Below are 13,611 nucleotides of genomic sequence, written 5' to 3'. Positions count from 1 at the left end.
CTTATGAATTTCAGCAGCTCGCATTCTTCGCATATGACACCGACTGGCTCGCCGCCGTAGTCCGAAAGCAGATACGCTCCTTCACCCGGCATTTCGGTCAGCGTCCGGCTTCCATCCCCTCGTAAAACCGGTTCCCATGGCGGCAGTCGGGCTGCCTTTTGCCTCACCCAACGGGCTTTACAATCTGTCGAAGCTGTCGGTCTTCTGGTTGAGGCTCGGCATCGCGATCGAACGTATCAAGCCAGGCCACCCTCAACAGAACGGCCGGCATGAGCGTATGCATCTGACATTGAAGAAGGAGGCAACCCGACCGCCTGGACGAAACCTTCTCCAGCAACAGGCGCGCTTCGATGCATTCGTCAGCGAATTCAATGGTGAGAGACCGCATGAAGCGATCGGTATGAAAGTGCCTGCCGATCTCTACAGCGCCTCTTTGCGCCCCTGCATCGGCTTGCCAGAGATCGATTATCCCTTCCACGATCGCGACATCATCGTCACCAATTGTGGGCGTGCCTGCCTCTATCGAAAGAAGATCAACATATCGACCGTTCTGGCCGGACAAAAACTGGGACTAAAAGAGGTGGAAGACGGCATTTGGCTCGTCAGCTTCATGCAGTATGATCTAGGCTATATCGATCTGGAACAGCGAACGCTGCAAACCATCGACAATCCGTTCGGCACGAGATTGTCACCTATGTCTTAGGGACAAACTGTTACCTATGTCTTCGGTCCGGACAAGAAACTGATGGCGGAGAGGGTGGGATTCGAACCCACGATACCCTTGCAGGTATGCCGCATTTCGAGTGCGGTGCATTCGACCACTCTGCCACCTCTCCGCATGCGCGAACGCTTGCGTTGCGCGCTCCTCATAAACATCAATAGCGGGGCTGACAAGGGGAATTTCGTGTTTGTGTCACAAATTGTTCGTCGTAACCGGGGCTGGAGAGGAGCTTCGCCTTTTGGCCATTTTTTCGAATATTTTTCAGGTGGCGGACAGGCGCGGTCACCCGCGCGCGCCACATCGGCCATGGTGTGCCGGACGTTAATAACGCCGTAAGATTTCCAGGATCTGTTTATCCTGTTCCTGATCCGGCAGCAGGGCGGGTTGCCGGCTGGCGCCAACGGACGGGTCCTGAAGGTAGAGCGAACGCTTGACCATGGCAGGTGCAAAACCGAGTGCGTAGAGATCGGTGCGAAACGCGGTGTAAATCGCCTGCTGGCGTTCCGCCTCAGCGATATCGCCCGTGTTGAAGGCACTGAGAATGCCCGCGAGCACATCCGGTAGCGCATTGCCCAGGCCGGAAATGCAGCCTGCGGCACCGTTCTGCAACGACCAGAGAACGAGATGATCCGGACCGGAATAGACCTCGAAACCTGGCATTTCCTTTGCCACCTGAAGATAGGCCTCCAGCGTCTGCTGTGCGCCGCCGGAATCCTTGATGCCGGCGATATTGCCATGGGCCGCGAGTTTGCGCGCGGTCTCCGGCTCTATGTGGTTCTGGGTTCTGGCCGGAATATCGTAGAGATAGACCGGTGTTTCGACGGCGTCGGCCACCGTTGAGAAATGGCGGATCAGCCCGTCCTGCGTGCAGGCGATGAAGAAAGGCGTGATGACGGCAATACCGTCGACACCGATACGGTCGAAGGCCTTGGCGAGTTGCAGGGTTTCGAAAGTGGCGGGCATGCCGGCATTGACGATGACCCTGGCGCGGCCCGCCACCTCATCCACCACCTCTTCGGTCAGCCGGACCTTCTCCTCATGCGTCAGCGCGGTGAAATCGCCATTGGTACCGGCGCACATGATATTGTTGCCGGCCGCCACCTGGCGGCGCACCTGCGCGCGGGTTGCTTCGTAATTGATTGTTTCGTCCTCGTTGAAACAGGTGACGAGCGCGACGAAGGCTTGTTTGTTCATGAAAGAACTCCGCTTGGATTTCCAATAGTGTGGCCGACGTCGGCCAGACGATGCGTGGACTGCATATTGGGGTCCGGATCGAGGCTGGCCGAAAGAAGCGCACGGGTATAGGCCTCGCGTGGCGCCTCGAAAACCTGCCGGACCGTACCGAATTCCACCACTTCGCCCCGCTGCATCACCATGACGCGATCGGCAAAATCCCGAACCACCGGCAGGTCATGCGCGATGAAGATGAAAGAAAGACCCATTTCGCGACGCAGCTTGTCCAGAAGCGCTATGACCTGCGCCTGAACCGAGACATCGAGCGCCGAGACCGCCTCGTCGCAGATGATGAGCTTCGGCTCCAGCGCCAAAGCGCGGGCGATGGCGATCCGCTGCCGCTGGCCGCCGGAGAACTGATGCGGATAACGGCGCATATGTTCAGGCGAAAGGCCGACCTGATGCAGCAATTCCGTAACCCGCTCGCGCCATCTTGCCTTGGGCAATATGTCCGGATGGATGACCCAGGCTTCGGAGATCAGCTGAAACACGCTCATGCGGGGATTGAGCGACTGGGTTGGATCCTGAAACACCATCTGCAGATCGCGCCTGAGCGCAAAGAGTTCCGCAGGTGAAAGCTTGAAAAGGTCACGCCCCTTCCATTCGGCGCTGCCCGCATCCGGCTCGTCAAGCCGCAGCAGAATGCGCGCGAGCGTCGATTTGCCGGAACCGCTTTCGCCGACGACGGCGATGGTTTCGCCGGCCATGAGATCGAAAGAAACACCCTTCAGCGCCTCGAACGCGCCGTAGCGTTTACGCACATCACGCACGCGAAGAAGCGGTTCGCCGGCAGCCTGCGGCTCATGCATTTCGCCCCTGCCGGGCGCGGCACTGATGAGCTTGCGGGTATAGGGATGCTGCGGATTGCGGTAAACCTCGCGAACCGTGCCGGTCTCCACCAGCACACCCTTTTCCATCACCACGACCCGGTCGGCGATTTCGGCGACGACGCCGAGATCGTGGGTAATGATGAGCACAGCCATGCCGGTTTCGCGCTGCAATTCCTTGAGCAACGACAGCACCTCGGCCTGCACCGTCACGTCAAGCGCTGTGGTGGGCTCGTCGGCGATCAACAGATCGGGTCTGAGCGCCAGAGCCATGGCAATCATCACACGCTGGCGCTGGCCACCGGAAAATTCGTGCGGATATTTCTTCAAGGCCCCGTCCGGATCGGGAATACCAACGCGCGCGACGAGCCGTCTCGCCTCCGTTTCAGCCTTTGCCTTGTCCATTCCATGGGTGGTCATCGCCTCGCGGATTTGCCAACCAACAGTATAGACGGGGTTGAGGTGGCTGAGCGGATCCTGAAAAATCATGGCGACGCGCCGGCCGTTGATCTCGCGGCGCGCCTCGGCTGGCATTGTCAGAAGGTCTTTGCCCTCAAGCAATATCTGGCCGCCGCTGATACGCCCGGGCGGCATGTCGATGAGGTTCATGATGGCCGAGGCCGACACCGATTTGCCCGAGCCGCTTTCGCCGAGGATCGCCAGCGTTTCACCGCGATCAATGTGGTAGGAAACCTCCTTCACCGCATGAACGACACCGCTTGCGGTGTGAAACTCCACGGAAAGGTTGCGCACGTCGAGAAGATGGTCAGCCATTCTTGCGGCCTTTCATTTCCAGCCGCCAGCGCTGCACGGGGTCGAGCGCGATGCGCAGCCAGTTGGAAAGCAGGTTGAGCGACAGGGTGGTGAGGATGATGGCAAGACCCGGCCAGAAGGACAGCCACCAGGCATTGGTGAGGTATTGCCGCCCCTGCGAGATCATCAGGCCCCAGGTGATTTCCGGCGGCTGAATGCCGATGCCGAGGAAAGACAGCGCACTTTCCGCCAGCATCACATAGGCGAAATCAAGCGTTGCAAGCGTCGTCAGCGTCGGCAGCACGACGGGCAGGATGTGCCGGAACAGGATGCGTTTTCCCGATGCGCCCATCACACGTGCCGCCTGCACGAACATGCGTTCCCGCACCTCCAGCACCTCCGCCCTTGTGGTGCGGATGTAAACCGGGATGCGGGTGATCGCCAGCACCAGCATCAGGTTGAGGATGGAGGAACCAAGCAGATAAAGCACGATGACCGCGATCAACAACGACGGAAACGACATGATCACATCCGCGAGCCGCATGATGATCTGTCCGGTGCGGGCGGAGGAAAAACCCGCGATCAGGCCGAGCACGGTGCCGGTTACGGCGGAGAGAAGAACGGCACCGGCGGCGATCATCATCGTGTTTTGCGTGGCGGCGATGATACGCGCGAAGAGCGAGCGGCCGAGCGCATCCGCCCCCAGCCAGAAATACCACTCGCGCTGCCAGTCGAACGGAGCAAGGTTGCGCCCGCGCAGGTTCTGTTTCGTCGCCAGATCGCCGAGCCATGCCGGCCCGACAAAGGCAAGGATGACGATGACGAGAAGGAAGATCGCGGCGCAGAGCGCAAATTTATCGGCCCACAACATGCGCAGCATGCGTGTTGCAAAGGGCGGTTCGTCCACGATTTCGGTGTCGGCGTTCAAAAGGCTCATGGCTGAACGGTCTCCTCAGTGCCGGATACGCGGATCGAGGAGCGCATAGGCGATATCGATCAGAAGGTTCATCAGGAAGATCGCAAGCGCCGTGATAAGAATGGCGGCCAGCACGACGTTGAAATCACGCTGAAGAATGGAGTCGATCATCAACTTGCCGACACCGGGAAATCCGAAAATGGTTTCGACGATAACTGCACCGTTAAGGAGGCTTGCCGCCTGATCGCCGATGACGGTGATGACCGGCAGCATGGCGTTGCGCAAGGCATGCACGAAGATGACCGGGCCCGATTTCACCCCCTTGGCGCGCGCCGTTTTGACATAGGCCGACGACAGCGCGCCGATCATCGAGCCGCGCACCACCTGCACGATGATGCCGAAGGGGCGCACGAACAGGACCGAGATCGGCAAGATCCAGTGCAGCACCGAGCCGGTGCCTGATGTGGGCAGCCAGGCGAGATTGACGGAAAATACCACGATCGCCACGATCGCCAGCCAGAAATCCGGTACAGAGGCGCCGATGAGCGAGACGGTTGAGGCCATGCGGTCGAAAAAGCCACCGGACCGGAAAGCCGCAAGCGAACCGACGACGATGGCCGCGCTGGTGACCAGCGACATGGTGATCACCGCAAGCCACAATGTCCAGACGAAAGCCTCAAGCACCACATCCAGCGCCGGGCGGGCTTTTCGAAGCGATTCGCCCAGATCCCCAGTCATCACATCGCCTGCATAGCGCAGAAACTGCACCATCAGCGGATCGTTCAGCCCATGCAGCGCGCGAAACTGCTGCTTCAACTCCTCCGAAGCCTCCACCGGCAAAAACAGTGCGGCCGGGTCTCCCGTCAGGCGGGACAGGAAAAAAACCATCACGATAAGGCCGATCAGGGAGATCAGGCTCGCAACGGAACGTTTTCGGATGAAGCTCAGCATGGGTTGCCTCCGGTTTTTCAACGAGGGCGGCGAAGCTCAAGCTCCGCCGCCGCTCTTTGGCTGATAGGACAAAGGCTTTACTTGATGCCGATTTCCGAAAGCTGCAGCATCGAGTTGGTGGCGATGGTGGGCTTGAAGTCCAGCCGCTCGGAGACACGCGAGAAGCCGACCATGTGGAACAGCAGCACATCCGCCACCACGTCGTCGTGCAGGTAGGCGATGAGTTCGGACCAGAGCTTGGCGCGCTCGTCACCGACGGCTGCGGATGCACGTTCGATCAGGTCGTCCACCTTGGGGTCCGAAAAGCCGGACTGCGTGCCCTTGGTGGCATATTTGAAGAACATGGTGAAGGACGGGTCACCCTTGGAATTATCGTGCATGGCGGCGACGATCTGCGGTCCCCGGCCTTCCTTGAATGGCTTGGAATAGTAGCTTTCGTGTTCGGCCACTTCCACGAATTTCAGATCGATCTTGAAGCCGACTTCCTGCAATTGTTGTTGGATCGCTTCCATGATCTCGGTGACGTTCGGAAAGTTCGCCGTGCGTGCGATGACCGTGATCGGCGTATCCACCTTCACGCCGGCAGCCTTGGCTTCCTCAAGCAGCTTCTTTGCGCCCTCTGGATCATAGGGGAACACCTTGACGTCGGGGTTCCAGCCAAGCGTAGTCGGCGGAACGAGCGCTGTCGCCAGCACAGCACCTTCGGGAACCAGCGTACCGAGGAAGGCTTGCCGATCGATGGCGAGATTGAGAGCGCGGCGCACCCGAACATCGTTCAGCGGCGCGATGTTGTGATCGAGGCGCATATAGACCGTCTCGCTGTCGAGATAGGAAAAGTCGGTCTTTGCATTTGTGGCGTCAAGCTGGGAAATGGAAGGTGAAAGATCGGCCTCGCCGGTCTGCACCATGGCGGCGCGCACCGAAGGATCGGCGCGGAAAAGATAGGTCGCTTCCGTCACCTGCGGCTTGGTGCCCCAATAATCGTCGCGCGCGGTCAGAACGATCTGCTGGCCTGGCGTCCAGTTGGTCAGCTTGTAAGGTCCGGTGCCGACAGGCTCGCGGATGAATTCCATCTTGGTTTCTTCGGGAACGATGGTGACGAGCGACATCAACAGCGGAAGAATCGGCTGGGCCGGTTCGGTTTTGAAGTCGATCGTGTGGTCGTCGACGATCGTCGGGGTAACGCTCATACCGCCGAAATAACGGCGGGATTCGCAGGCGTTCTTGTCGCTCATGATGCGCTCGAAGCTATGCTTGACATCCTTGGCGTCGAAGGCTGTGCCGTCGGAAAACTTCACACCCTCACGCAGATGGAAACGCCAGCTTCCGTCCGCATTCTGTTCCCATTTTTCAGCGAGGCGCGGCTGCACGCCGTTCTTGCCGCGCACATCAAGCTCCGTCAGCGTCTCGCTGACGTTCTCCATGATGATACGGCCGATGTTGGAGCGGGTCGCCATACAAGGCTCGAGCAGGTCCGCCTCTTCCGCCAGCACGATCTTGATCGGCCCCGACGCCGAAAACGCCGGCGATACGACGGCGCTGAGGCAACCCATGGCCAGGGCGCCCGCAATCAATGACTTCTTCATTCCGTTCTCCTCCCAGATCAGAAATTCAGCAACATGGCGGCGCGCCGCAAGGGGTATCTAAAAAATAACCCGTCCCCTTCATTCAGGAGCATGGCGTGCGGATGATTGTCTCCTCCACCCGTAAGCAGAGCATTGACGTTCAAACGTTTTTTGTCAATTTATTTTTCATCCTCATTTTTTATCTGAAAAGATATTCCTTGTTTTATCAATAAAAAACAATTTGGTAGACGCATAAACTGAAAAATTTCCACGCAAATTTTTCATCAAATAAACTTGACAACTTTTCGAATATGTCATTTCCATCAGGCAAGAGGAGACCACGATGACCCCTGATGACATCGCTCACGCCATGACCGGAGCCATCCATGCCGTTTCAGAAAACCGGCACGAAGCGTTCCTGCCGTCACCGATGATCCAGAACCACGCGAGCTTCCTGCACCTGCTGGATGACGGCACCCTATTGTGTGCATGGTTCGGCGGCACGCTGGAGGGAAAATCAGATATCTCGATCTTCGCGTCGGTGTTGACATCAGGTGCAACCCGCTGGGGCACACCGCAACGCCTGAGCCAAGACCCTGCCCATTCCGAGCAAAACCCGGTTCTTTTCAACGCTCCGGACGGCGTTCTCTGGCTGTTTCATACCTCCCAGCCCTCCGGCAATCAGGACGAATGCCGCATCCGCATGGCGCGGGTCGTCCGCGACCCGGCTGCACCGGAAAAACTGTCCTCCGATGAAGGCCGTTTTCTCGACCTTCCGAAAGGCTGTTTCGTGCGCGCACCGCTCCGCATCCGCGATGACGGCGCCTGGTTGCTGCCGATCTTCCGCTGCGTCCAGCGCCCCGGCCAGAAATGGAACGGCAGCCACGATACGGCAGCGCTCGGCATATCCAAGGACAATGGCGCGACATGGCAATTGCAGGAGCTGGCGGGCTCGACCGGCTGCGTGCATATGAGCCCGGTTGCGGGCGCGGATACGCAATACTCCGCTTTTTTCCGCCGCCGCCAGGCCGATTTCGTTTACCGCACGGAAAGCGCCGATGGTGGCCGCTCCTGGTCACAGCCGCAGCCGACCGATGTGCCTAACAATAATTCCTCCATCGCCGCTATCAGGCTCGGTGACGGCAGGCTGGCAATGATCTGCAACCCCGTTAACGCCGCGCAATCGAGTGACAGGCGCGCCTCGCTTTATGACGAACTGGGGGAAGAAGACGACAGGCCGGATGCCGATCCGAGCGGCGGATGTGTGCCCGTCTGGGGAGTGCCGCGCGCGCCGGTCTCCATCTGCCTGTCTGATGACGACGGCCGCAGCTTTCCCGCCCGAATCCTGATCGAGGACGGGCCGGGCACCTGCCTGTCGAACGATTCGACGGACGGCCGCAATCTGGAAATGTCCTATCCATGGCTTCTGGAGGCACCGGACGGTACGCTGCACGCAAGCTACACCTATCATCGCCGCGCAATCAAATATGTCCGGCTGGCGCCCGGCTGGGCAGACGCCGAGGACAGGAGAGAAAGATGAGCAACATCATTGGCATCACCATGGGTGACCCCTGCGGCGTCGGCCCGGAAATCACCGTCCGCGCACTCGCCGAAATGTCCGCCACAGATCGCGCAGCGACGCGGATTTACGGCAACCTCGCCACACTGGAAGCGGCGCGGCAGGCACTTGGCGTCGACATCGATCTCACCGGCCATGTTGTCAACCTGCCTGTGGAAGGCGCGCCGCTGCCCTGGGGCACGCTATCACCCGTGGCCGGTAACGCCGCCTTCCGTTTCATTGAGAAGGCCGTTCGCGATGCCGAAGCAGGTGCAATCGGCTGCATCGTCACCGCGCCGATCAACAAGGAAGCCTTAAACCTCGCAGGCCACCATTATGACGGGCACACCGGCATGCTGCGCAGCCTGACCGGCTCTTCGGCGGCCTATATGCTGCTTGCCTCCGAACGACTGAAGGTCATTCACGTCTCGACCCATGTTTCCCTGCAGGAAGCCATTCGCCGCGCCACCACGGAACGGGTGCTGGCGACGATCCGCGCCGGCGATGCCCATCTGAAGCGCATCGGTTACGAGCGTCCGCGTATCGCAGTTGCCGGCATCAATCCGCATTGCGGCGAAAACGGCCTGTTCGGCACCGAGGACGACGACCAGATTGCGCCGGCTGTTGCAGCTGCGCGCGCCGAAGGCATCGAGGTGCAGGGGCCGATTTCTGCCGATACCGTGTTCCACCGGGCCTACTCGGGCGCTTTCGATCTCGTCGTTGCGCAATATCACGATCAGGGCCACATCCCCATCAAGCTCGTGGCCTTCGATACCGCCGTCAACGTTTCTGTCGATCTGCCGATAGATCGTACCTCCGTCGATCACGGCACCGCCTTCGACATTGCCGGCAAAGGCATCGCCAATCACGGCAACATGAAAGAGGCCATCGCCTATGCGCGCAAGCTCGTGGCGGGCAAGAGCGCGAAAGGATGAGCACCATGTCCACAGCTTCCATTCTCATCCACCAGCCGCGCAGGCTCGCAATTGGCGCTGGCACCATTTCACAGGTCGGCGTCTGGGCCGGCGAAACCGCATCGACCCTGGTGATCGCCACGCCGCTGACTGCGAAATTCGCTGAGCGGCTGCAATTGCAGGGCGCTTTCACCGTTTTCGACGCCATTCCCGGCGAGCCGGACACGGCAACGCTTGATGCCGCACTGGCGGCGGCGCGCGCTGCCAAACCCGATCTCATCATCGGCCTCGGCGGCGGTTCGGTGATGGATGTGGCAAAGCTGGTCGCCGCACTCTGGAGTTCCACTCAGACGCTGGAGGATGTGGCTGGACCCAACCGGGTTGCCGGGCGCAACACAAGGCTCGTGCAGATCGCCACCACCGCCGGAACCGGGTCGGAAGCCGGCATCCGATCGCTCATCACCGATCCCATCAAGGGCAGTAAGATCGCGGTCGAAAGCCCTTATCTGATCGCGGATTTCGCCATTCTCGATCCGGAACTCACCTATTCCGTGCCACCAGCCGTTACGGCGGCAACGGGGGTGGACGCTATGGCCCATTGTGTGGAGGCTTTTACCAACCGCAAGGCCCATCCGATGATCGACGGTTTCGCTCGCATGGGTTTTGCGCTGGTGGGCAAATATCTGGCGCGCGCCGTTCGTGATGGCGGCGATACCGAAGCGCGGGAAGGAATGATGCTGGCCTCCTATTATGGCGGCATCTGCCTTGGCCCGGTCAATACGGCGGCCGGTCACGCCATCGCTTATCCGCTGGGCACGCTTCTCAACCTGCCGCACGGATTGGCGAACGCCATCGTCTTCCCGCATGTTCTGGCCTTCAATCAGCCTGCGGTTTCGGCAAAGACAGCGGAAGTGGCCGGAGCGCTCGGGCTTCGCGAGCATCTTTCACCTGATGACCTTCGCAAGGCGGCGACGGATTTCTGCGCCGGCCTCGGCATTGAAATGTCACTCGCCAGGCACGGAGCAAGCGAAAGCGATCTTTCCCGTTATGCCGAAGACGCGCACGCAATCCGCCGACTGATGGACAACAATCCCATCGATATGAGCCTCGAGGACGTGCTCGGCATTTACCGCCGCGCCTTCTGAGGGAAAATCCGATGCGCAGTCGCGCGCATCGGTTTGCCGTCACTTTATCAATCCGTATGCGAGGATTCGAACAGGCGATCGCGCGATCCCGTCAGATGCTCCAGCATCAACCGCCGCGCGCCCTCCGCATCGCCATCAGCAATCGCATTCGCAATCGCCTCATGCTCGGCAAACACGCGCGTGAGGCCGGATGCCTCGCGCTTCACCGACATGCCGTGAAACTTCATTCCAACCGCGATGTGGTCTTTCAGAGCCTCCATGGCGGTCGAGAAATAACTGTTCCTTGCCGCCCGCGCGATGGCGAGGTGGAACTGGTAGTCGGCATCTTCGCGGTGAGACTGGCGATTGGTGGCGTCCCGCATCAACTCCAGCGCCTTTTTGATCGCCGACAGCCTTTCACCATCATGCCGCAGGGCGGCCGCAGCCGCCGCTGCCGGCTCCAGCGTCAGCCGGAATTCATAACAGTTCAGAAGATCGGCGACATTTTCCAGCTGACCGAAGCCCAGCGGTTCGCGCAGGCCGAATGCCCGCACATAGCTGCCCGAGCCTCTTCGGGAATAGATGAACCCCTGCTCGCGCAACCGCCGCAGGGCCTCGCGGACAACCGGCCTCGACACTTCGAACTCCATGGCCAGTTCATGTTCGGTCGGCAGCCGCTCATCTGGCTTATAGGCGCCGGATTTGATCGCCCGGTGCATTCGCTCGAAAATAATGTCCGGAAGTGCCTTGCGCGCCGTTTCTTTCATCAGCCCCATCTGGTCAGCTCTCTCCGGCGTCATTTTCGCCAAGCATCATTTTCGCAATTCGTTTCAACGTGTCAGCTTGCCCAAAACCGCCGGACTTCGCAATAAAGCATTGGCCGCCGGACCAGCCGACACCGAGACCGGGCAGGCATTCGCCGGCAAGGCGAAGACGCGAGATATTCATGCCGCGCAGTACGGCTTCGGCCGTGGCCCCGCCGGACAACAACAACGTGGTCGCCCTGTCCGTGAAGTGAGGCACGACTCCTTGCGCCAGCCGGTCGGCAACCTCGAGCGGCGAAACATCTTCAGTCCCTTGTGTCGCCTGAACGAGTGTCAGGCCAGAGCCATCACCTGCCTTAGAAGGCACGACACCATTGGATGCATCGATGACAGACGCAAAGCCGGTACCCTTGAGGACTTCAATTTGTTCCACGGTGATCGGGTCACGCGAACCGATGACGAAAAGCCCCTTGCCCACGGGAATGGTCGCCGGTTCAGGCGCAGTCCGTGCCGCCATCATTTCGGCCAGCGCCTCGGCAAGGCCCCGCGCACCCACCAGGAGATCGACCCCGTTTGCCCGTCCGGCGACGAGAGCCTCGCTGATGTCCGCCTGGGATCGGGTATCGGGTATCGTGCAGCGGCTGGTGTGCCCGCCCAGTCTTTCATCAACCGGAATGGCGTCATCGACGCCAAAACCGGACACGGCCCCGCCAACGACGATACGCCCGAAATCCGGAATAGCGGGGACGACAAGCGCATGGCGATAGGAAATCGCGTCCATTTCCGCAGCGATATGCCCTTTCAGGCGGGAATCGATCTTCTTGAACAGAACTGTGCCGGTCGGAACCAGCGCCAGAAGTTCCTCCGTCCGACGGCGGGCTTCATCCGCCTCGCCATCCCGGCACCCCAGATTGACGCTGAGAACGGCCGGCGCATCCGCCAGTGCCGCACCGACGCCGTCAATACCGATCGCAACCTCGGTCGAAAGCCCACGCCCCGCAAAGGGGGCGGCCGCATCAAGCGCGCCGGTCAGGTCGTCGGCAAAAATCAACAGCACGGGCGAAAACCTTAGAAAAAAGTTGTCATGTTTTCCTTCGATAAATTGATTTATAATCAATACATAAATGGAAGTGAATAACAAAAATAATTGGGCCACTGGATTAGCCAAGCCGGCCGTCATCCGTCAAACGGCAAGATCAGGAACGAAAGACGACGAACGGCTTTTCGTCGCTAGATGAAGCGGAAAGGCAAGCCTGAGATAAGCGCTTTGACAAAGCGCTTTTTCTGAAAACGCCCGTTCAGCGACACGCGCGGCAGAAGCATCGGCGTTTCGAGGCTGTGGGGTCCGAGAACACCCGCCTGCGTGGTGACCGCCACGGGAAATCCCGCTGAGAATATCGCATTCGCTTCGCGTTCTCCCACCGCCTTTGTCGAGCCATAGGGATAGGAAAAGGATTGTGGCCGATGCGCGACATAGGCCTCTATCCGGCGCGTCGATTCCTCGATCTCGTAGGCCAGACGCGCCGCATCGATCTTGCGCATGTTCACATGCGTCATGGTATGCGCGCCGAGATGAACCAGGGGATCATCCGACAACGCCTTGAGTTCGGCCGCATCCATGACGAGTTCGTCTACGATGGCGATCGGATCGATACCATATTGCCTCGCCGTACGGTCGATCCTCTCCACCGCCTCATCCTCCGCGAAGCCCTGGACGAAGTTTTCCAGACGCGCGAATGCGTCAGCTTTTTGCCAAGGGCTGGAGGATTTCACCTGTTCCGGCCCTGCCCCGAAATCAAAGTCGAAGGACGCCGCCTTTTGCATCAGCGCGGCGGCGGTTTCCCACCACATGCTGCGCGTCCGCTCGACAAAACCCGGCGTGATGAAAATCGTGTAGGGAACGGCGTATTTGCGGAAGACCGGAGCGGCATATTCGGAATTGTTGCGATAACCGTCGTCCAGCGTGAAGGCGCAAAACGCCCGCCCCTCGGAGTTATCGGCGAGCAAACCCGGCAGATCATGCAGATGAACGGGCACAAGACCGCATTCGAGCGCGGCCACTATCGCCTCTTCAAGAAACTGCGGCGTGATCGACAAGTGCACATTCGGCGCAAAAGCCGAAACATCCGCATCCGGGCGAACATGATGGAGCGTGAAGATCATGCCGCGCCCGGCAAAGAATGGGATAGCCGCGCGAACCGCCGGCAGGGAAGCAACCTCCAGCCCCGTCCTTATGGCCCCATATTTCAGCGAGCGTTTTACCGACTGCAAGAACACCATCGCCG

11 protein-coding genes, 1 tRNA gene and 1 pseudogene are annotated in these 13,611 nt (G+C 59.8%); 4 read left to right on the top strand and 9 right to left on the bottom strand.

Annotation, left to right across the window (positions count from 1 at the left end; all coding sequences use genetic code 11):
• Positions 1–148: 148 nt before the first annotated feature.
• A pseudogene (locus tag QSK43_RS13820) lies at positions 149–703 on the top strand (integrase core domain-containing protein); the annotation flags it as partial.
• Between the two features lie 43 nt (positions 704–746).
• Here the strand turns inward: QSK43_RS13820 and QSK43_RS13815 are convergent.
• From QSK43_RS13815 to QSK43_RS13790, 6 genes are all read right to left on the bottom strand, one after another.
• Positions 747–836: transfer RNA gene (locus QSK43_RS13815), tRNA-Ser, on the bottom strand.
• Positions 837–1,042: 206 nt separating this feature from the next.
• Positions 1,043–1,915, bottom strand: a complete 873-nt coding sequence (locus QSK43_RS13810) for a dihydrodipicolinate synthase family protein (RefSeq protein ID WP_332303897.1) — start codon at positions 1,913–1,915, stop codon at positions 1,043–1,045.
• Positions 1,912–3,555: an ABC transporter ATP-binding protein gene (locus QSK43_RS13805; RefSeq protein WP_332303896.1), complete on the bottom strand. Its 1,644-nt coding sequence runs from the start codon at positions 3,553–3,555 to the stop codon at positions 1,912–1,914. Before QSK43_RS13805 ends, QSK43_RS13810 begins: the two co-directional genes overlap by 4 nt.
• Positions 3,548–4,471, bottom strand: a complete 924-nt coding sequence (locus QSK43_RS13800; protein ID WP_332303895.1) for an ABC transporter permease — start codon at positions 4,469–4,471, stop codon at positions 3,548–3,550. The genes QSK43_RS13805 and QSK43_RS13800 overlap by 8 nt, the downstream gene beginning before the upstream one ends.
• 15 nt (positions 4,472–4,486) lie before the next feature.
• Entirely contained in the window at positions 4,487–5,401 is a 915-nt protein-coding gene (locus QSK43_RS13795) for an ABC transporter permease (RefSeq protein WP_332303894.1), read from the bottom strand.
• A 77-nt stretch (positions 5,402–5,478) separates the two neighbouring features.
• Positions 5,479–6,987: an ABC transporter substrate-binding protein gene (locus tag QSK43_RS13790; protein ID WP_332303893.1), complete on the bottom strand. Its 1,509-nt coding sequence runs from the start codon at positions 6,985–6,987 to the stop codon at positions 5,479–5,481.
• A gap of 322 nt (positions 6,988–7,309) precedes the next feature.
• Here QSK43_RS13790 and QSK43_RS13785 point away from each other — a divergent pair, with 322 nt between their 5' ends.
• Genes QSK43_RS13785 through QSK43_RS13775 form a run of 3 tightly spaced genes read left to right on the top strand, consistent with a single transcriptional unit; the run spans position 7,310 to position 10,583 of the window.
• Positions 7,310–8,506 (top strand): sialidase family protein, encoded by a 1,197-nt coding sequence (locus QSK43_RS13785; RefSeq protein WP_332303892.1) that lies wholly within the window; start codon positions 7,310–7,312, stop codon positions 8,504–8,506.
• Positions 8,503–9,459: a 4-hydroxythreonine-4-phosphate dehydrogenase PdxA gene (gene pdxA / locus QSK43_RS13780; RefSeq protein ID WP_332303891.1), complete on the top strand. Its 957-nt coding sequence runs from the start codon at positions 8,503–8,505 to the stop codon at positions 9,457–9,459. The genes QSK43_RS13785 and pdxA overlap by 4 nt, the downstream gene beginning before the upstream one ends.
• Complete coding sequence (locus tag QSK43_RS13775; RefSeq protein WP_332303890.1) at positions 9,456–10,583, top strand: iron-containing alcohol dehydrogenase; 1,128 nt, start codon at positions 9,456–9,458, stop codon at positions 10,581–10,583. Before pdxA ends, QSK43_RS13775 begins: the two co-directional genes overlap by 4 nt.
• Positions 10,584–10,630: 47 nt before the next feature.
• Here QSK43_RS13775 and QSK43_RS13770 read toward each other — a convergent pair whose 3' ends face one another.
• The 3 genes from QSK43_RS13770 to QSK43_RS13760 form a co-directional block, all read right to left on the bottom strand.
• On the bottom strand, positions 10,631–11,338 hold the full coding sequence (locus QSK43_RS13770; RefSeq protein ID WP_332303889.1) for a FadR/GntR family transcriptional regulator: 708 nt from the start codon (positions 11,336–11,338) through the stop codon (positions 10,631–10,633).
• 4 nt (positions 11,339–11,342) lie between these two features.
• Positions 11,343–12,383, bottom strand: a complete 1,041-nt coding sequence (locus tag QSK43_RS13765) for a four-carbon acid sugar kinase family protein (RefSeq protein ID WP_332303888.1) — start codon at positions 12,381–12,383, stop codon at positions 11,343–11,345.
• A 173-nt stretch (positions 12,384–12,556) separates the two neighbouring features.
• Positions 12,557–13,606 (bottom strand): polysaccharide deacetylase family protein, encoded by a 1,050-nt coding sequence (locus QSK43_RS13760; RefSeq protein ID WP_332303887.1) that lies wholly within the window; start codon positions 13,604–13,606, stop codon positions 12,557–12,559.
• Positions 13,607–13,611: the final 5 nt, after the last annotated feature.

This window comes from Rhizobium sp. GR12, from assembly GCF_036596185.1.
GTDB lineage: Bacteria > Pseudomonadota > Alphaproteobacteria > Rhizobiales > Rhizobiaceae > Agrobacterium > Agrobacterium nepotum.
Note: the sequence above shows the minus strand (reverse complement) of the source record. Positions and strands in the feature narration are given on the sequence as shown.

What these genes read in the sequence shown, in the direction of transcription:
- QSK43_RS13810 (WP_332303897.1), bottom strand. Translation starts at nt 1,915, where the DNA reads ATGAACAAACAAGCCTTCGTCGCGCTCGTCACCTGTTTCAACGAGGAC.
- QSK43_RS13805 (WP_332303896.1), bottom strand. Translation starts at nt 3,555, where the DNA reads ATGGCTGACCATCTTCTCGACGTGCGCAACCTTTCCGTGGAGTTTCAC.
- QSK43_RS13800 (WP_332303895.1), bottom strand. Translation starts at nt 4,471, where the DNA reads ATGAGCCTTTTGAACGCCGACACCGAAATCGTGGACGAACCGCCCTTT.
- QSK43_RS13795 (WP_332303894.1), bottom strand. Translation starts at nt 5,401, where the DNA reads ATGCTGAGCTTCATCCGAAAACGTTCCGTTGCGAGCCTGATCTCCCTG.
- QSK43_RS13790 (WP_332303893.1), bottom strand. Translation starts at nt 6,987, where the DNA reads ATGAAGAAGTCATTGATTGCGGGCGCCCTGGCCATGGGTTGCCTCAGC.
- QSK43_RS13785 (WP_332303892.1), top strand. Translation starts at nt 7,310, where the DNA reads ATGACCCCTGATGACATCGCTCACGCCATGACCGGAGCCATCCATGCC.
- pdxA (WP_332303891.1), top strand. Translation starts at nt 8,503, where the DNA reads ATGAGCAACATCATTGGCATCACCATGGGTGACCCCTGCGGCGTCGGC.
- QSK43_RS13775 (WP_332303890.1), top strand. Translation starts at nt 9,456, where the DNA reads ATGAGCACCATGTCCACAGCTTCCATTCTCATCCACCAGCCGCGCAGG.
- QSK43_RS13770 (WP_332303889.1), bottom strand. Translation starts at nt 11,338, where the DNA reads ATGGGGCTGATGAAAGAAACGGCGCGCAAGGCACTTCCGGACATTATT.
- QSK43_RS13760 (WP_332303887.1), bottom strand. Translation starts at nt 13,606, where the DNA reads ATGGTGTTCTTGCAGTCGGTAAAACGCTCGCTGAAATATGGGGCCATA.